Annotated in this window: 15 protein-coding genes; 10 read left to right on the top strand and 5 right to left on the bottom strand. The window is 65.1% G+C overall.

Features of this window, described 5'->3' with window-relative positions; genetic code table 11:
- From ACUDP5_RS26550 to ACUDP5_RS26510, 9 genes are all read left to right on the top strand, one after another.
- On the top strand, nt 1-2,643 hold the full coding sequence (locus ACUDP5_RS26550; protein WP_445657645.1) for a pyocin knob domain-containing S74 family peptidase: 2,643 nt from the start codon (nt 1-3) through the stop codon (nt 2,641-2,643).
- Nucleotides 2,644-2,645: 2 nt separating this feature from the next.
- Nucleotides 2,646-3,374, top strand: a complete 729-nt coding sequence (locus tag ACUDP5_RS26545) for a phage minor tail protein L (protein ID WP_445657644.1) — start codon at nt 2,646-2,648, stop codon at nt 3,372-3,374.
- Nucleotides 3,375-3,376: 2 nt separating this feature from the next.
- A complete protein-coding gene (locus ACUDP5_RS26540) occupies nt 3,377-4,156 on the top strand; it encodes a C40 family peptidase (protein WP_445657643.1) in 780 nt (259 codons plus the stop codon).
- On the top strand, nt 4,153-4,758 hold the full coding sequence (locus ACUDP5_RS26535) for a tail assembly protein (protein ID WP_445657642.1): 606 nt from the start codon (nt 4,153-4,155) through the stop codon (nt 4,756-4,758). Before ACUDP5_RS26540 ends, ACUDP5_RS26535 begins: the two co-directional genes overlap by 4 nt.
- Nucleotides 4,755-8,375: a host specificity protein J gene (locus tag ACUDP5_RS26530; protein ID WP_445657641.1), complete on the top strand. Its 3,621-nt coding sequence runs from the start codon at nt 4,755-4,757 to the stop codon at nt 8,373-8,375. Before ACUDP5_RS26535 ends, ACUDP5_RS26530 begins: the two co-directional genes overlap by 4 nt.
- Nucleotides 8,376-8,379: 4 nt before the next feature.
- On the top strand, nt 8,380-8,745 hold the full coding sequence (locus tag ACUDP5_RS26525; RefSeq protein WP_445657640.1) for a hypothetical protein: 366 nt from the start codon (nt 8,380-8,382) through the stop codon (nt 8,743-8,745).
- Nucleotides 8,726-8,947 (top strand): hypothetical protein, encoded by a 222-nt coding sequence (locus ACUDP5_RS26520; protein WP_263909252.1) that lies wholly within the window; start codon nt 8,726-8,728, stop codon nt 8,945-8,947. The genes ACUDP5_RS26525 and ACUDP5_RS26520 overlap by 20 nt, the downstream gene beginning before the upstream one ends.
- A 22-nt stretch (nt 8,948-8,969) precedes the next feature.
- Nucleotides 8,970-9,572, top strand: coding sequence for a tail assembly protein (locus ACUDP5_RS26515; RefSeq protein WP_445657639.1), 603 nt, complete (start codon nt 8,970-8,972; stop codon nt 9,570-9,572).
- Nucleotides 9,573-9,706: 134 nt separating this feature from the next.
- Nucleotides 9,707-10,645, top strand: a complete 939-nt coding sequence (locus tag ACUDP5_RS26510) for a LysR family transcriptional regulator (RefSeq protein WP_263909256.1) — start codon at nt 9,707-9,709, stop codon at nt 10,643-10,645.
- A 23-nt stretch (nt 10,646-10,668) separates the two neighbouring features.
- On the opposite strand, the gene ACUDP5_RS26505 is transcribed toward ACUDP5_RS26510, so the two are convergent.
- From ACUDP5_RS26505 to ACUDP5_RS26495, 3 genes are all read right to left on the bottom strand, one after another.
- Complete coding sequence (locus tag ACUDP5_RS26505; RefSeq protein WP_445657638.1) at nt 10,669-11,487, bottom strand: SDR family oxidoreductase; 819 nt, start codon at nt 11,485-11,487, stop codon at nt 10,669-10,671.
- A 19-nt stretch (nt 11,488-11,506) separates the two neighbouring features.
- Nucleotides 11,507-12,706, bottom strand: coding sequence for an ABC transporter substrate-binding protein (locus ACUDP5_RS26500; RefSeq protein WP_445657637.1), 1,200 nt, complete (start codon nt 12,704-12,706; stop codon nt 11,507-11,509).
- A gap of 70 nt (nt 12,707-12,776) precedes the next feature.
- Entirely contained in the window at nt 12,777-13,712 is a 936-nt protein-coding gene (locus ACUDP5_RS26495; protein ID WP_445657636.1) for a 3-keto-5-aminohexanoate cleavage protein, read from the bottom strand.
- Between the two features lie 292 nt (nt 13,713-14,004).
- Here ACUDP5_RS26495 and ACUDP5_RS26490 point away from each other — a divergent pair, with 292 nt between their 5' ends.
- The gene (locus tag ACUDP5_RS26490) at nt 14,005-15,141 is read left to right on the top strand and encodes a hypothetical protein (protein WP_445657635.1); all 1,137 of its coding nucleotides are present in this window, start codon (nt 14,005-14,007) and stop codon (nt 15,139-15,141) included.
- A gap of 124 nt (nt 15,142-15,265) precedes the next feature.
- Here ACUDP5_RS26490 and ACUDP5_RS26485 read toward each other — a convergent pair whose 3' ends face one another.
- Together ACUDP5_RS26485 and ACUDP5_RS26480 are read right to left on the bottom strand one after the other, a co-directional pair.
- Nucleotides 15,266-15,547 (bottom strand): peptidylprolyl isomerase, encoded by a 282-nt coding sequence (locus tag ACUDP5_RS26485; protein WP_263909261.1) that lies wholly within the window; start codon nt 15,545-15,547, stop codon nt 15,266-15,268.
- Between the two features lie 111 nt (nt 15,548-15,658).
- Entirely contained in the window at nt 15,659-17,800 is a 2,142-nt protein-coding gene (locus ACUDP5_RS26480) for a UvrD-helicase domain-containing protein (RefSeq protein WP_445657634.1), read from the bottom strand.
- Between the last annotated feature and the right edge of the window lie 54 nt (nt 17,801-17,854).

Genomic DNA, 17,854 nt, shown 5'->3' with positions numbered 1-17,854 from the left:
ATGGCGAATACGCAACCTATCAATGTCGGCAAGACCGACAACGACCAGACGGGCGATCCCCTGCGCGTCGCCTTGCAGAAGGTGAACGCCAATTTCACTGCGGTGCAGGCCGATCTGGCCAGCGTCTGGGATGCTGCGCCCCTCGGCGCTTCGGTCGACCTGAATACGATCACGGCTCCGGGGCGCTATCACCAGCATACGAACGCCAATGCGCAAACGGGCAGCAACTACCCGATCGCCAATGCGGGCCTTCTGGAGGTGGCTGGCTCCGCGGACAGCGCATTTGTCTACCAGGAGTACACCCAGTACCGTTCGGGCGCGTATTCGCGGCGCTTCTGGCGATCGCTCTACGGTGGCACCTGGGCAGCATGGCAGGAACTGCCCGCGCTGTCGCTAAAGGGGGCTGCGAACGGCTTGGCGGCGTTGGACGCAAACGGCAAGGTGCCCGTTGCACAGATTCCTGCCGCGTACTCGGCTGCGTTGCCCACGACGGCGCACGACCTGAACGAATACGTGACGCCCGGATCGTTCTATCAGACCACCATCGCCGGTGCGACGGCGGGTGCTAACTATCCGGTGGCCAATGTGGGGTTCCTGGAAGTCACCGCCACCGGTACGCCCGTGGTCCAGGTCTATACAACGCGCACCAACGTCGTGACGGCCATGCAGCGCTTCTGGCGCGTGCGCATGTCGGCTACCGTCTGGTCGGCGTGGAAAGAGCTGGCAGATGTCACGACTGTGGTCTCGTACGCGGGTGCAATGGGGGGCGCTCAGGATCTGAACAGCTATACCCAACGAGGCTTGTGGGCAGTCGGAACGTCGGCGATTGCGGCCGGCGGGTCGAACTATCCCGTGGGCCAGTCGGGCCATTTGCTGGTCATATCGGGGGTGTCGCTGGGCGGCCCCGCCCTTACTTCCGGTGTATGCCAAGTGTATTACGCTGCCAATGGCAACAAGGTCTATAACCGTTCGTTGATCAACGGCAATTGGTCTCCTTGGGTGGCCAGCCTGGATTCAAGCCAACTGGCGGCGTCCGGCGGTGTGGCCACCCTGGATGGCAATGGCAAGATCCCCCAAGACCAGGTTCCCGGCGTAAACGCGACGCCGTTGGGCGCTGCCGAGAATCTGAACAACTTTTCGACCCCCGGCGACTATAGCCAGAACACGAATGCGGGCGCGACGGGCGGGGTCAACTACCCTGCGCCCCTGGCCGGTCTGTTGTCCGTGAGATTCGGGCCCGGCAGTAACAATGCGGTGTATCAGGAATATACGACCTACCTGTTGGCCAATCCACGCAAGTTCATCCGGAATCGTTTTCTTAGCGCAGGGGTGGCAACCTGGGGTGCATGGTTCGAGCTGGCGCGCAGCGACCAGGCAATGACGCACGTCTACCTGACTGCGGCAACCGACGCCAATACGCTGGTTGCGGACAATACCTTCTACACCTGGGGGACGGCTACGCCTATGTCGGCAGGCTCGAACTGGCCCGCAAGCGCCGCCGTGAATGCCGGTTATATGAACGTCCGCTGGCTGGCGGCCGGTATGGTCAGCCAGGAAATTTCTGTGCTCTTTTCGGGTCAGAAGCCGCGCAAGTACGCACGCTACGGCAACCCCGCCAGCGGTGCCTGGCATCCCTGGCGCGCCGTGGGTGCCTGGAGCAACACGGCTCAGATGCCCACCGCGGATTGCGGTGACATCTACGTGGACGGCGCGGGTTGGTATCGCTGGAATGGGACCGCATACGCGAAATATGACCCGAGCGTAGCCCAGGATCTCACGTTCGACTCGGCGACCTGGAAGGTCCGAGGCGTAATGGGCTTTGGTCCCAATGCGGGCGGCGTATTTCAAAGCAGTGCCGGCGAGGCAAACTTGAATATCGCGCCGGGTACCGCGGCGGGTGGCAGCCGGTTGAATGTGTGGCAAGACAACGGGGCGAATTCCAGCCTGTTGTCACTGCAGTGTTTTCCCTCTGGCGCCCGCATCACTAGTGGCAGGACAGGGACCGGCGCTTTCCAGCCGCTGATCTTCGAGGCCGTCGGCCAGGAGTGCGGCCGGATCAATACTGCGGCAACGTGGGTTATCGGCCCCGAATACAGCCGCAACTATCTGGTCAGGCAGGCGATCCACTTCGAAGGGGGTGGAACCCGGTTCGGTACCTTGTACAGTCCGCGAGCGGACGACACGGTGGCCATCGGCTTCTCGAACGCGGCGGGTGGTCTTGTCGGTTCTATCCAGACCTCGCCTTCTGCTACGTCCTATTACACGACTTCGGACTATCGCGTTAAGTACGACGTCGCAGACATGGAAGGACCTTGGGCGCTGGCGTCGATTCTGAAGATGCGTCCGCGCACGTTCAAGATGGTGATGGACGACAGTTTGCAGGACGGCTTCATTGCGCATGAATTGCAAGAGGTAGCGCCCCTGGCTGTGTCCGGCGAGAAGGACGCCGTGATGCCAGAGGGTCATGGTTCGGGCCCGCGGATGAAGCTGCAAGGCGTCGACAGCTCGAAGCTGGTTGCACGCATGGTCTGCGCGATGCAGGAGATGCATCGCAAGATTGAAAGCCTGACGCACCGGCTTGAACAGTTGGATGGCGGCGCGGCCGCATCCGAACCCGTTGCCTCGATGCAAGAGGAGGGATAGAAATGACTATCAACGCAGACGTACAAAAGCTGGAACCAGGCGCCCTGGTAGAACTGTTCGAGCTGGACGCCAGCGAAATCGGCGGCGCCGTGCAGAGGTTTCACAGCTATACGCAGGTAGGCCCGATCTACTGGCAAGGCAAACAGTACGACCCCTGGGCGATCCAGGCCGAAGGCTTCGAGCAGGTGGGTGAAGGCCAGCAGCCGTCGCCCACCTTGCGCGTGGGCAACATCGGCCAGGACGAAAAGGGCAATCCGCTGCCCGGGGTGATCTCGGCCCTGTGCATCCACCTGGACGACCTGGTGGGGGCGCGGGTGGTGGTGCGCCGCACGCTGGGCAAGTACCTGGATGCGGCCAACTTCCCGGAAGGCAACCCGACGGCGGATCCGCAGGAAGAGCTGCCGCCCGAAGTCTGGATCGTGCAGCAAAAGACCGCGGAAACCGCCCAGGTGGTGGAATTCTCGCTGTCCAGCGCGCTGGACTTCAACGGGCAGAAGCTGCCCGACCGGCCGATCATCGCGGGCGTGTGCGCGTGGCTGCGCAAGGGCGGCTATCGCGGTCCGTACTGCGGCTACACCGGCAGCCGCATGTTCGACCTGGACGGCAAGCCCGTCAACGATCCCACGCTGGACCGGTGTTCGGGCCTGATGTCGGATTGCAAGCAGCGCTTCGGCGAATACGAAATCATCAACTTCGGCGGCTTTCCGTCCGCCGACCTGGTCAGGGGATAAGCATGCGCAAGAGCACGATGCAGGCCATCCGCGACCATGGCGTGGCGACGTATCCGCAGGAATGCTGCGGGCTGGTGGTCAAGGCCGGCCGCCGTGAATGGTATGTGCCGTGCCGCAATACGGCTGCCAGCGAAGAACATTTCGTGATGTCGGCCGAAGACTACGCGGCCGCCGAGGAAACCGGCAAGATCGCGGCGGTGGTGCATTCGCATCCGGATGCCGCGGCGGTGCCCAGCGAAGCCGACCGCGTGGCCTGCGAGGCCTCGGGCCTGCCCTGGTACATCGTGGCGGTGGAAAAAGGCCTGGATGGCAAGATCCGGGCCGGCGAAATCCGCGGGTTCACGCCCGAGGGCTTCCAGGCACCGCTGTTGGGCCGCCAGTTCGCCCATGGCGTGCTGGACTGCTATTCGCTGGTGCGCGACTGGTACGCCCGGGAACGCGGCATCCGCCTGCCCGATTTCGCGCGCGAAGACGGCTGGTGGGAAGCGGGGCGCGCCGGCAATCTGTACATGGACCACTACGCCGAAGCGGGTTTTCGGCCGCTGGCGTCGCACGAGACCATGGCGCCGGGCGACGTGGTGATCATGCAGGTGCGGTCCGACCGGGCCAATCACGCGGGCGTCTTCATCGGCGCCGAGCCGCTGGCCGAGGCGCCGGGCCTGTTTCCGCTGCCGGACGCCATGCTGCATCACCTGTACGGACGTGATTCCGAAAGGGTGGTGTACGGCGGTTTCTGGCGCGAGGCGACGCGCATCGTGTTGCGTCATGGGGGGATGGCATGAACGAAAAACTACGTTTGGTGCGGCTGTACGGCTGGCTGGGCGCGCGCTTTGGCCGCGAGCACCGGCTGGCAGTGGCCAGCCCCGCCGAAGCCGTGCGGGCGCTGTGTGCGCTGCTGCCCGGCTTCGAGAAAGCGCTGGCGCATAGCGACGCGCGCGGCGTGCGATTTGCGTGCTTTGCCGGCCGTCGCAACCTGTCGGAAGACGAGCTGGCGTATCCGGTGGGCGAGGATGCCATCCGTATCGCACCGGTGCTGGCAGGCGCCAAGAACGGCGGCTTGTTCCAGACCGTGCTGGGTGCCGTGTTGATCGCGGCCGCGGCGTGGTACAGCGGCGGCCTGGCGGCGGCTTTTCAGGCGGGTGGCATGGTGCAGGCTACGGCAACCCTGGGCCTGTCGATGATGCTGGGCGGCGTCGCCCAGATGCTGTCGCCCCAGCAACGCGTGCTGAGCGCCAAGGACGGCCCGGAAAACGGCGCCTCCTACAACTTCAACGGACCCGTGAACACCACGGCGCAGGGCAATCCCGTGCCGCTGCTGTACGGGGAAATGTTCGTCGGCAGCGCCACGATCTCCGCAGGCATTTATTCGGAAGACCACGTATGAAACAACGACATCGCATCAGGAACAAGGCGCCTTCGGGCGCCTTTGCTTTTGGCGGCAAGCGGGCGCCCGGCAGCCAGGACCTTATCGGCCACAAGGGCAAAGGGGGCGGCGGCGGCCGTGCGCCGGTGGAATCGCCGGACAGCCTGCACAGCACCGCCTATGCCCGCGTCATCGACCTGCTGGGCGAAGGCGAGATCTACGGCCCCGTGCACGGGCTGGACAACGCCTTGCGCGACGTCTACCTGAACGGCACGCCCGTGGCCAACGAGGACGGTTCGCTGAACTTCACCGGCGCGTCCATCGACTTTCGCACGGGTACCCAGCTGCAGGACCCGCTGCCCGGCTTTCCCGCGTCGGAAAGCACCATCGGCATCAATGCCGAGCTGAAGTCCGGCCAGCCGTGGAACCGCCTGTTCACCAATCTGCAGGCGTCCGCTGTGCGCATCACGCTGGCCGTGGAAGGCCTGAGCCGCGCGGACACCAAGAACGGCGACATCAACGGTTATCGGGTGGAATACCTGATCGAGGTGAACACCGACGGCGCCGGCTACCAGGTGGTGCTGTCCACCGCCTTCGATGGCAAGACCACGCAGCGCTATACCCGTTCGCATCGCATCGACCTGCCGCGCGCGCGCCAAGGCTGGAACATCCGCGTGCGCCGCATCACGCCCAACGCCAACAGCAACACCATCTCCGACCGGACGATGGTGGATACGGTGACCGAGATCGTCGATGCCAAGCTGCGCTATCCGATGTCGGCCGTGGTGGGCATCAAGATCGATGCCTCGCAGTTCCAGAGCATCCCGACCCGCGCCTACCACGTGCGCGGCCGCATCATCCGGGTGCCCTCCAACTACCACACGGACCTGCGCAGCTACGACGGCGTGTGGGACGGCACCTTCAAGCTGGCCTGGACCAACAACCCGGCCTGGGTGTTCTACGACCTGATCAGCAACGACCGCTATGGCCTGGGCACCCGCGTGCCCGCCGGCTGGCTGGACAAGTGGGGCCTGTACCAGATCGGGCGCTATTGCGACGAGATGGTCGACGACGGCTTTGGCGGCAAGGAACCGCGCTTTACCTGCAACGTGTATCTGCAGCAGGCGGCCGACGCCTACCGCGTGGTACAGGACTTCGCGTCGATCTTTCGCGGCATGGCCTATTGGGCCAACGCCGCAGTGTTCGCGTCGGCCGACATGCCGGGCGATCCGGTCTACACCTTCTCGTCGGCCAACGTGGTCGAAGGCAAGTTCAACTACGTCGGGTCGGCGCTGACCACGCGCTACACGGTGGCGCTGGTGTCCTGGAACGACATGTCCGAAATGGGCCGCCAGAAAGTCGAATACGTCGAGAATCGCGAAGGCATTGCGCGCTACGGCATCCAGCAGATCGAAGTGACGGGCTTTGGCTGCACGTCGCGCGGCCAGGCGCATCGCATTGGCAAGTGGATGCTGCTGACGTCCAACATGGAAACGCGTTCGGTGACGTTCTCGGTGGGGCTGGACGCCTGCCGCGTGCGGCCGGGCAGCGTCATCCGTGTGGCCGACCAGCACCTGGCCGGCCGCCGCATCGGCGGCCGCATCCATGAAGGCAGCGCCAGCAAGATCACGGTGGACGCCGAACTGGGCGTGCGCCCCGGCGACCGGCTGACGGTCAACCTGCCCAACGGCCTGTCGGAAACCCGCGTGGTCGCCAAGGCGGTGGGTACGGGCCTGACGGCGGACAACACCGTCTTCACGGTCGATTCCACCGAACTGACGGCCGATCTGGTGGGCCTGCCCGGCACGGTGCTGCACATCACCGTCACCACGCCGTTCTCGCAGGCGCCCGAGGCCGAGTGCGTCTGGACGCTGGAATCCGAAGTGCTGTCGGCGCAGACCTTCCGCGTGCTCAGCGTGAAACGCAAGGAAGGCCTGGTTGCCGAGATTTCGGCGGTGCAGCACGAGCCCGGCAAGTTCGATAACGTGGACTTCGGCACCCGCCTGGACCCCAAGCCCATCACCGTGGTGCCGCCGTCCGTGCAGCCGGCGCCCACGAACATCCGCCTGGCTTCTCGCTCGGTGATCGACCAGGGCATGGCGCGCCACGTCGGTGTGATCAGCTGGGACGCGGCGGCGTCGGCCGTGGCCTATCAGGTGCAATGGCGCCGCGACAATTCCGACTGGGTCGAAGCGGGCCGCACCGGCGCGCTGACCCTGGAACTGCCGGACATCCGTGCCGGCGCCTATGTGGCACGCATACGCGCCATCAACGTGGCGGACGTCTCGTCGGTGTGGGTCAATTCCACCGAGACGAAGCTCGAAGGCGACATCGCGCCGCCGCCTGCGCTGGCGTTGCTGGCCACCAAATCGCTGGTGTTCGGCATCGACCTGCGCTGGGCCTTCCCGGAAGGGCGTTTCACGGCGCAGCGTACCGAGATCTGGTACAGCGCATCCAACGACCGTGCCAGCGCCATCAAGCTGGGCGACTATGCCTTCCCGCAAAGCGCCCACACCTTGATGGGGCTGTCGGCCGGCAAGCGTTTCTACTTCTGGGGGCGCATCGTTGCGCTGAACGGCGAGATCGGCGCCTGGTATCCGGGCGAGCAGGGCGTGATGGGCGAGGCCAGCTGGCAGGCCAGCGAGATCCTGGAATACCTGAACGGCCAGATCAGCCGCGACGAGCTGGCCAAGGAACTGGTCGGCACCATCGACGGCCTGACCGACGGCCTGGAGGAAACCCGGGCGGCGATCACCGCAGAGGAAATCAAGCGCGCCGACGAGGATGGTGCATTGGCCTCGCGCGTGGATACGGTCATGGCGACCGCCAACGGCGCGGCTGCCGGGGTGCAAGAGACCCGCTCCGCGTTGGTCGATGTAGACGGCCAGCTGAAGGCCACCTACAGCATCCGCGCCCAGATCACGAAAGGCGGTGATATCTATGCGGCCGGCATGTCGATGGGCGCCTACGCCCAGCCCGACGGGACGGTGCAGAGCTCGGTGTATTTCCTGGCGGACCGCCTGGCGTTGTTGAACCTGGCGAACGGCCAGACCACCACGCCCTTCGTGATCCAGGGGGGGCAGACCTTCATCAACGATGCGGTGATCGGCACGGGTCGGATCACCAACGCGATGATCCAGAGCCTGGAGGCGGGCAAGATCAACGCGGGGTTCATGAGCGCGGAACGGATCGATACCGGGTCGTTCAACGCCAAGGTGGCCAATATCGGTCAGGCCTACATCAAGCGCGCGCACATCATCGACGCGCAGGTGGATACGCTGGCCATCGCGGGTAACGCGGTGACGATACCGGTGGCGTGGTCTGGCACAGGCGCTGGCTCGGTGTCGCTGGTCAGCAACGTGGCGGGGCCCGCCGTCATCATTGCCTATCGCGGCGGGTATCCATCCCAGCCTAGCGCACTGAGGATACTCGCGAACAATGTCCAACTGGATCGAGTGGAGCCTTCCTATACCTCCACGACGCCCAATGAGGGTGGCGGTCTCATTTACAACACGATGCCCTTGTCGGTCATGGCGGTGACGCAGTTGCCAGCGGGAACGTCGACCATCACCGTGAATTCCGAGGGCTACACCGGCAATGCTCCGCTTCGGCTGCTTGCCCTGATGGTCAAGAGGTAAATACATGGAAACTGTTTCTTTCTACGACGCCGACGGCCGCATCGTCGGTGTGATGAGCGGGCCGCACGACTGCATCGTCGCCACCGGCCAGCACAACCAACAGCAATGGGTCGACGGCCGCAGCGATCCCGACACGCATTATGTGAAACAGGGCGTCCTGACGCCGCGGCCGCAGAACCCGGCGGTCCTCGATGGCGGAACGCTGTCCGGCTTGCCGGTGCCCAGCACCATCAACATCGGTGGCGTCGACTACCCCTGCGACGAGCCCGTCGCTGAACTGGCTTTCGACCAACCTGGCACCTATCGAATCGTCGTCCGGGCCTGGCCCTATCTGAACAAGGAGTTCACCGTTGAAAATCCGGCACTATGAACCGTATGCGCCGCTGCGCGCACGCGCCTATCCCGCCATCGGCGACCAGCTCGACGCGATCATGAAGTTCGCCCAGCATCTGCAATCGTCGGGCCAGGTCTTGCCCGACGAAGTGGCGCAGTGGGTGGCGCAATGCAACCACGTCAAGCAGCGCTTTCCGAAGACTGCGGGCAGCGGCGCCGAGCCGCTGCCCGCCGCCTAGCGACGCCCAGCGAGAGCAGACCATGACACAACAACTGAAGACCATCCGCCTCTACGGCAGGCTGGGCGCGGAGTTTGGCCGGTTGCACCGGCTGGCCGTGTCCAGCACGTCCGAGGCGATCCGTGCGCTGTGCGTCCTGCTGCCCGGCTTTGAAAACCGCCTGCTCGACAGCGAATCCAAGGGGGTGCGCTACGCCTGCTTCATCGGCCGGCGCAACTTGGGCGAAGACGAGCTTGCGCGGCCGGCAGGCAACGAAGACATCCGCATCGCGCCCATGCCGACGGGCGCCAAGCGCGGCGGCCTGATGCAGGTGGTGGTGGGGGTGGCGTTGATCGTCGCGTCCTTCATTCCTGGTTTGAACGCCATCGCCTGGGGCGCCATGACGCTCTCGGGCGCCATGGCGTCGATGGGCATGGCCATGGCCCTTGGGGGCCTGGTCCAGATGCTGAGCCCCCAGCAGCGGGCGTTGAGCGCCAAGGACGGGCCCAACAACGGCGCGTCGTACAACTTCAACGGCCCGGTGAACACGACGGCACAGGGTAATCCCGTGCCGCTGCTGTACGGCGAGCTGATCGTGGGCAGTTCCACCATTTCGGCCGGCATCTACTCGGAAGACCAGGTGTAACGCCAGGCGCTTGCCCGTTGCCGGACGGATTTCCCGTGTGGCGACGGGCGGATCAGCCGTGATACCCCCTAGAATCAGGAACCGGGCGGGGCGTGGCCCCGCCGGCCGTGTTCTACCGGGAGCCGCGATTTCGCATGAAGCGCAACTTCAACATCCACGACCTGCGTATCTTCTACACCGTGGTCATGACGGGGTCGACCCGCCAGGCCGCGCAGGCCATGCACCTGACGCAGCCGGCAGTCAGCCACGCCATTTCGCGGCTGGAAGCCGCCACCGGCGTGCTGCTGTTCGACCGGTCCCACAAGACGCTGCGCCCCACCGAGGCCGGCCAGTACCTGTACAGCGAGGCCAAGTTCGTGCTGGACGAACTGGTGCGAATCGACGAAGCCCTGCACAGCATCGAACAGTTCGGCGGCCGCAGCCTGCGCATCGCGACGTCGCCCGCGTTGGCGCTGGACTACGCGTCCGACGCCGTGCGCCGCTACGTGCAGGCCAACGGCACCCGGCCGTTCTCGATCGATCTGGAATCGTCCGTGCAGCTCATCAGCGCGGTGGAAACCATGCGCGCCGATGTCGGGCTGGGCGCCGTGTCGCAAGACAGCGCGCGCCTGAGTTTCAGGCCGTTCCTGCGGACCGAGGTCATGGCGATTGCCCATCGCGACCATCCGCTGGCAGGCGGCAGCACGGTGGCCGTGGCGGATATCGCACCGGACACGTATGTGCAGCCCTTGTGGTCGGACTACGTCATGCCCCAGGGCGACATCGCCGATACGCTACAGCTGCGGTCCGGCATGCAGGCGCACATGACGTTGCTGGCGGGGACGGTCAGGGCGGTGCGTGGCATCAGCCTGGTCAATGCGCTGTCGGCGTCCGATATCGTGTCGGCCTATCCGGATCTGGTGGCCTTGCCGCTGACGTCGCGCCAGTGGTTCGATTTTCTGCTGATCACCCGCAAGGACAGCGCCAATCAAGACGTGGCCGAGCGCCTGCTGGAAGCCTTGCATGCCGGCGCCCAGGCGCGCCGGCAGGGCGTGTATGCCAATACCATCCAGCTGTTGGACTGGGGCCTGTAACACTACAGGGCCCCAGGGGCGCCTCAATCCGCGGGCGGTTGCCAGGGCAGCGACTGCAAGTCGCCGTCGATGCTGATCGCCTGGCCGCTGATCATCGCGCCAAACGGGCTGGCCAGGAACAACGCCATGTTGGCGATGTCGGCCGCGCGGACGAACTGGCCCAGGCTGACGCCGGCCAGTTCCAGGCGGGTTTCTTCTTCTACCGTCAGGCCCATGTTCCGGGCGCGTGCCTCGATCACCCGATCGATGCGCGGCCCGGCTACCAGTCCGGGCAGCAGCGCATTGACGCGGATACCGTAGCCGCCCAGCTCCACCGCCAGCGAGCGGGTCAGGCCCACCACGCCCCATTTGGTGGCCGCGTAAGGGGTGCGCATCGGCACGCCCATGCGCCCCGCCACCGAGCTGATGTTGATGATGCTGCCGCCGCCCGCCTGGCGCAGCGCCGGCAACGCGTGCCGCACGGTATGGAATTGCGCGGCCAGGTTGATGTCCAGCGTCGCGTCCAGGGCGTCGGGTGCGATGTCGGCGATGCCCGCCGTGGGGCCGGCGATGCCGGCGTTGTTGACCAGCACGTCCAGGCCGCCCAGGTGCTCCAGCGCGGCCTGCATGTAGCGGTCGATTTCATCGCGGCGGCTGACGTCGGCGCGCAACCACGGGTGGGGGCAGGCCGCCAGGGCCTGCTCGTCCACATCGCACACATGGACCCGCGCGCCGCGGGCCGCGAATGCACCGGCGATGGCGGCGCCGATGCCGCCGGCGCCTGCCGTCACGATCACGCGCTTGCCGGCCAGGTCCACGGGCAGGGCACCGATGTCGCCGGGGACAGGATTTTTCTCAGCCATTCAGGTTCCTTGTATCGGGTCAGGGCTTCATCAGCCGGCAGGTCGATTCCGCGGGCGACGTGTAGATCTGGTCGCCGGGGGCGCGCGCCACCAGCTTGTAGTAGTCCCACGGCCCCTTGGATTCGGCCGGGGTCTTCACCTGCATCAGGAACATGTCATGCTGCATCAGCCCGTCGGCGCGAATCTTGCCGTCCTTGACGAAGAAGTCGTTCACCGGGTTGGCCTTCAGCCACTTCATCACCGTGTCGCCGTCCGTCGTCCTGGTGGCGGCCACGGCCTTCAGGTAGGTGGTGGCGGCGGAATAGTCGCCCGCTTGCAGCATCGAGGGCTTTTTCTTCATCCGCTCTTCGAAGCGCGCGGCCCACTGGCGCGAGGCGTCGTCCTGGTCCCAGTACCACGCCGTGGTCAGGTACATGCCCTGCGCGGCTTGCAGGCCCAGTGCGTGGATATCGGTGATCAGCACCAGCAGGCCGGCGATCTTCATCTTGGGCGTCAGGCCGAATTCCGCGGCCGCCTTGACCGCGTTGCTGGTGTCGCTGGCCGAGTTCGCCAGCCCCAGCACCGTCGCGCCCGATGCCTGCGCCTGCAGGATGAACGACGAGAAGTCGGCGGTGTTCAGCGGATGGCGCACGCGGCCTTTGACGGTGCCGCCGTCGGCCGTGACCACCGCCGACGCATCGCGTTCCAGCGCCTGGCCAAAGGCATGGTCCACCGTCAGGAAATACCAGTCCTTGTTGCCTTCCTTGAGCATGGCGCGCGCGGTGCCGCGGGCCAGCGACACGGTGTCGTAGACGTAATGCACCGTGTAGGGCGTGCACTGCGAATTGGTCAGTTCCGACGCACCCGCGCTCACCACGAAAAAGGGCGTCTTCTTTTCTTCGGCCACCTTGGCCATCGCCAGCGCCGCCGCCGAATTGGCCCCGGCGATCAGCATGTTCACGCCTTTCTGGTCCAGCCATTCCCGAGCGCGCGACGACGCGATATCTGCGCGGTTCTGATGGTCGGCCACCAGCACCTCGATCTTCTTGCCCGCCACCGTGCCGCCGAAATCGGCAATCGCCATCTTGATGGCCTCGGCGCCGCCCGGGCCGTCCGCGTCCGCCGACAGCCCGGACATATCGGTGATGAAGCCGATGCGGATCACGCCGTCATCGGCCTGCGCCGCGGCGCCCCAGCCCAGCGCCGTGGCCAGCGCGGCCGCGCACAATGTCTTGTTCATGGTGTTGTCTCCCTTGGATGTTGTTATCGCGCCCGCCTGGCCGGCGTGCGCGCAGGCATGCCCGACGCGTTCAGAACGCGACGTTGCTGCCGCCCTTCAGCTGCAAGGCTTGGCGCGCGTCGTCCGGTGTCGCTACCTGCAACGACAACCCTTCCAGGATCTTGCGGATGCGCCGCACCTGGTCCGCGTTGGACTTCGCCAGTTCGCCCGGCCCGTCCCACAGCGAGTCTTCCAGCCCCACGCGCACATTGCCGCCCATCGTCGCGGCCTGGGTCGCCAGCGGAATCTGCTTGCGGCCGGCGGCCAGCACCGACCAGGTGTAGTCATTGCCAAACAGCCGGTCGGCCGTGCGTTTCATCATCATCACGTCTTCGGGGTGCGTGCCGATGCCGCCGCGAATCCCGAATACCGACTGGATCAGGAACGGCGGCTTGAGCAGCCCGCGGTCCACGAAGTGCGCCGCCGTGTACAGGTGGCCGATGTCGTAGCATTCGATCTCGAAGCGCGTGCCGTTGTCGTTGCACGACCTGAGGATGTGCTCGATGTCCTTGAACGTGTTCTTGAAGATCAGGTCGTTGCTGCCTTCCAGGTAGGGGCGTTCCCAGGCGTGCTGGAATTCCTTGAAGCGTTCCAGCAACTCGTACATGCCGAAGTTCATCGACCCCATGTTCAGCGAGGCCACTTCCGGCTTGAACCGCAGGGCGGGCGCCATGCGGTCGGCCAGCGGCAGAATGGGCGATCCCCCGGTGGTGATGTTGATCACTACGTCGCTCGCGGCCTTGATGCGCGGCAGGAACTGCGCGTACAGCGCCGGGTCCTGCGTGGGTTGCCCCGTATCCGGTTGGCGCGCGTGCAGGTGCACGATGGCCGCGCCGGCTTCGGCCGCCTCGATCGCCGATTGGGCGATCTGGTCGGGCGTGACGGGCAGGTGGGGCGACATCGACGGCGTATGGACCGAGCCGGTGATGGCGCAGGTGATGATGACCTTGTTCCTGGACTGCTTCATGGCCTGGCACCTTCTGTGTTTTTTGCGGGGCCCGGTTGTCTCCTCCGGGTGCAGGCCATTCTGTCGCAGGGTGTCCGGGCTGTCACCTGAACAGAAATTATCAATTGATAGGGAATCCGGTGCTGCGATGCAGCGCACGGCTGGGCGCAATCATGGGACGCATCGCCTGGCAGCGTGATGCCCCGTGCCATGGCCCCCTGCGTCATCGACAAAGTCAGCCGCAAACTTCACAGACCTTAACAAGGTTCGTGCGTAGCATGGGCGGGTCTGGTTTTCGAGAGACGTCTCATTCATGACCCCCACCGCCGCCTGCCGCTTCGGGCTGCTTTCCCAACGCCTGTCCGGCGTCTTGCTGGCCTGCGCGGCGCTATTGGCTGGCGCCTTGCCCGGTATCGCCGCCGCGGCGGTCGAGGCCACCCCGGCCGCCGGCACAGTCGCCCCGACCGCGCCCGAGCGCTGCATGCACATCGGCGTGCATCAGCAAGATGACCGCCTGGCCCTGCAAGCCGAATTCGACGCCGTCACGCAGACCGTCAACCCCGAGCGCTCGGCCGGCATCCTGTCCCGCGAGTTTCGCCGCGTCTACGACATGCTCGAAGAAAACCGGCGGCTGGATGCGCGGTTCGACGCGCGCATGGCGGTGCTGTCCCATGAACTCTTCGGCCCGCTGCTGCCTGGCCTGCGCAAGGCGCCGTGCGTCATCTTCCAGATCGAGCCCACGTCCATGCATTTCGCGCTGGACCTGCTGCCCGTCGACGGGGTGCCGTTGTTCGTGTTGAAGCCGGTCGCGTTCAGCTTCGACAAGCTGGGCGGCGGCTCTGCGATTCAGGCTGCGGCCGCGGACGGGCGCACCCCTTCCGTCAAAGGACTTGGCCCGCAGTCCAAGGGTTTCATCCTGCGCGACCTGGAAACGGATCCCGACGACGCCACCGGTGACGTGCAGAAACTCTATCCCGGCTCGACCTTCCAGCGCATCAGCACCGCCACGCCCGACATGTTCGCCCGCAGCCGCTACGATTTCCTGCTGATCAGCGGCGAAGGCGTCGTCAGCCCCACCTGGGGCAAGCCCGAAAAAGACGAAAACGACGCCATCGGCCTGGGCGAAGACGACCTGTATGCCAAGGACCTGCAAGGCGCCGCCTTCAAGCTGGTCTACCTGGACGCCAGCCAGTTGGCCATGAGCAAGGCCTTCATCGACGCCGCCCGCCGCAGCGGCGCGCGTCATTACGTGGCGCCGCTCATCAGCAACGAGGCCGGGCATTCCTCCACGCTCACGCTGCGCTATTTCTTTGGCGGCCTGAACAAGGGCGAGGCCCCGATGGACGCCCTGTACCAGACCCGCAGGCAGCTCTACAAAGAGTTCGAAGGCCGGGTGAACCGGACCGAACAGATCTACTACGCGTACCCGTTCAGGTTGTATCTGCTGTAGGGGCGCGTGGCCAGCGGGATAAGCCCGCAGCCGGACGCCTGCGGCACGACAAGCGTTCAATCGATGAACAAGGCCGCCGCCAGGAAACCCTGGCGGCGGCCTTTTGTCGTGCAGCAGCGGGGACTTAGTCCTTGCGGCTGGTCACTTCAACCAGGTGATAGCCGAACTGCGTCTTCACGGGGCCCTGGACTTCGCCGACCGGGGCGCTGAACACCACGGTGTCGAATTCCTTGACCATCTGGCCCGGGCCGAACGTGCCCAGGTTGCCGCCGTCGCGGCTGGACGGGCAGCTGGAGTTTTCCTTGGCGACTTGAGCGAAGTCGGCGCCGTTGGCGATGGCCGTCTTCAGTTCGTTGGCGCGGGCTTCGGTCGAGACGAGGATGTGGCGGGCGGAGGCTTGTGCCATGTTGGGCTCCTTGCGGGGGGAATGATTGGGGAGGGGAGAGTACCGCATTTGCGCGGACTCGCTACCCCGACATCATAAACGGGCCTACGGAAAAGCCATGGCGGGGACGGATCACGGCTCGGCCAGCCAGGTCCTGAACGGCTCCAGGTCCAGGTGGTCGGGGACGTACCAGACCTTCCGGGTGCGATCCCATTGCGCGCCCAGCGACTTCACCGCGTCCTTGTTGGCGTAGGCCACCTTCAGGTCGCGGCGGCCCGCGGTTGCGGTGGGCGCGCCGACATTGCGGCGAACGGCATGGTTGGCGCGGCTGAGCGTGCCCGCCAGTTGCATCCGGGCGATGAACGGGCTGCGCCGTGCGGGGTCTTCGGCCATCACCAGCGTCAGCCGGGATTTTGCCCGCGTGGCGGCGACATAAAAGAGGTTTTCCTCTTCAGCCAGGGCACGCAGCGGATTCGGGAACTCGCCCTGATCCAGGAAGGGCAGGATCACGTGGTCGAATTCCTTGCCCTTCACGTTGGCCACGCAGTCCAGCAACACCGTGGCCTTGCCCGGCCGCGCGCCGGCGACTTTCTCCGCGGTTCCGATCCATGCGGAAAAGTCGGTCAGGTTCTGGTTCAAGTTGCGCGCCGTGCCGATGAAGCCGCTCACGCATTTGGTCACGACAGAGGCCTCGTACGGGTGGACATACAGGCGCTGCGCCAGTTTTTCCATTTCCACGAAGTCGCACACCGCTTCCAGCGCGGCATGGGCGGGGGCAGCCGGTTCCAGGCTGCGCAGATATTCCACCGCCTGTTCGATGCGTGCCCGGGCGGCCGGGTTGCCGACACGCTTGATCTGGCCCTCGAAGAAATACTCCAGCGTGGCGGGGTCCCGCGCGATCGTCGCCTTGGCTTCGCTGAGTTCTTGCGGCGTCAGCGGCACCTCGGCAAACGTCGCCAGCGCTTCCACGATGGCGGCCCGGGTTTCAGGCGATGCCACGTTATGAAAATCGCCCAGCGCAATCGCCAGCATGCCGCGCAAGAACAGGATTTCGTCGCGTTGCAGATAGCTGTGCATCGTCAGCGTGCGATATTGCACTTGCGCCTGCATCAGCGCGTTTTCGACGTCGATGGATTGATGCTGGTCGCGAAACAGAATGCAGCAGGCATCCAGCGGCTTGCCGTCCTGCTTCCATTGAAGAACGGCCTGGACGACCTGTTGCCCGCAGGCGCCGGGCAGGTCGGCATAGGCAGTCTCGATAATCTCCGTGCGCAGCGGCAGATTCGACTCCACCGCCTTGTTCTTGAACGCTTCCATGGCGTACGCCAGGTGCGGACCATGGCGGTAGGTCATCGACAGCGGAAACGTCGCGCAGTCCGGAAAGCTGGCCGCAATTCGATACTGCAAAAAGACATCGTCCGCGCCCAGGTGTGAATAAATCACCTGGTCCTTATCCCCCACGCCTACAAAGTAAGGCTGGTGGACATTCAACAGCGTCTCGATGATGCAGAAAGACGCTTCGTTGATGTCGTGCAACTCGTCGCACACCACCAGTTTGCAGGCGGGCAGGGCCTCGTGCATTTCAGGCGTCGTGCGCAATGCGCAGGCCAGGTCGTAGGTAGCGTCAAAAAAACCGCGCGCCTCGACATACCCGAACAGGTCGATGCGCAGTTTTTCATATTCGATGGCCCACAGATAATCGGTCACCGGAATGGCAAGGCCTTCCGCGGAAAATTCCGCGTCGTTGCCTTCGCCGCCACGCATGAGGGTCATGGTGGCCTTCAGTTTGAGCAGATTCTCCAGAAACTGGCTGACCGCCGTGTTGTGGGTGCGGATATCCAGCACATCGCCCCGGTCCGGATTATTGGGGGCGACGTTCTCCAACGCATCCAGCGCGAACGCCTTCTGTTCCCGCACCGACGCCAACGCGCTCGGCACGGCATCTTCCATCCCGGCCAGCACCTGCCGCGCAAATTCCTCGACCGTCTGCACGCGAACCCGCCGGGCCGTGTTGTACGCGATGCCCACGGCCGTCAGGCGTGCCTGCAGCACCTGCCTGGCTTCGTCGGTGAACGTCAGCGCCAGGATCTCTTCCGGCGCGGTTCCCTTGCTGATGGCTTCGCCGATGCGCAGCGCCAGCGTCGTGGTCTTGGCCGCACCCGCATTGGCCAGCACCAGATTGATGCGATGCCGTGACGCCTGGATCTTTCTCTGTTCGTCGGTCGGAACAAAACCTGTGGGGATGAATTGAACGGAGATCGATGAAGAAGACATGTACCTGAGGGAAGCGGAAAGGCCGGGGCCGTCAACGATACTACGTAAGTGACA

The sequence above is a fragment of the Achromobacter sp. NCFB-sbj8-Ac1-l genome, from assembly GCF_052695805.1.
This window is presented reverse-complemented; position numbering and strand designations above follow the sequence as displayed.

What these genes read in the sequence shown, in the direction of transcription:
- ACUDP5_RS26550 (WP_445657645.1), top strand. Translation starts at nt 1, where the DNA reads ATGGCGAATACGCAACCTATCAATGTCGGCAAGACCGACAACGACCAG.
- ACUDP5_RS26545 (WP_445657644.1), top strand. Translation starts at nt 2,646, where the DNA reads ATGACTATCAACGCAGACGTACAAAAGCTGGAACCAGGCGCCCTGGTA.
- ACUDP5_RS26540 (WP_445657643.1), top strand. Translation starts at nt 3,377, where the DNA reads ATGCGCAAGAGCACGATGCAGGCCATCCGCGACCATGGCGTGGCGACG.
- ACUDP5_RS26535 (WP_445657642.1), top strand. Translation starts at nt 4,153, where the DNA reads ATGAACGAAAAACTACGTTTGGTGCGGCTGTACGGCTGGCTGGGCGCG.
- ACUDP5_RS26530 (WP_445657641.1), top strand. Translation starts at nt 4,755, where the DNA reads ATGAAACAACGACATCGCATCAGGAACAAGGCGCCTTCGGGCGCCTTT.
- ACUDP5_RS26525 (WP_445657640.1), top strand. Translation starts at nt 8,380, where the DNA reads ATGGAAACTGTTTCTTTCTACGACGCCGACGGCCGCATCGTCGGTGTG.
- ACUDP5_RS26515 (WP_445657639.1), top strand. Translation starts at nt 8,970, where the DNA reads ATGACACAACAACTGAAGACCATCCGCCTCTACGGCAGGCTGGGCGCG.
- ACUDP5_RS26510 (WP_263909256.1), top strand. Translation starts at nt 9,707, where the DNA reads ATGAAGCGCAACTTCAACATCCACGACCTGCGTATCTTCTACACCGTG.
- ACUDP5_RS26505 (WP_445657638.1), bottom strand. Translation starts at nt 11,487, where the DNA reads ATGGCTGAGAAAAATCCTGTCCCCGGCGACATCGGTGCCCTGCCCGTG.
- ACUDP5_RS26500 (WP_445657637.1), bottom strand. Translation starts at nt 12,706, where the DNA reads ATGAACAAGACATTGTGCGCGGCCGCGCTGGCCACGGCGCTGGGCTGG.
- ACUDP5_RS26495 (WP_445657636.1), bottom strand. Translation starts at nt 13,712, where the DNA reads ATGAAGCAGTCCAGGAACAAGGTCATCATCACCTGCGCCATCACCGGC.
- ACUDP5_RS26490 (WP_445657635.1), top strand. Translation starts at nt 14,005, where the DNA reads ATGACCCCCACCGCCGCCTGCCGCTTCGGGCTGCTTTCCCAACGCCTG.
- ACUDP5_RS26485 (WP_263909261.1), bottom strand. Translation starts at nt 15,547, where the DNA reads ATGGCACAAGCCTCCGCCCGCCACATCCTCGTCTCGACCGAAGCCCGC.
- ACUDP5_RS26480 (WP_445657634.1), bottom strand. Translation starts at nt 17,800, where the DNA reads ATGTCTTCTTCATCGATCTCCGTTCAATTCATCCCCACAGGTTTTGTT.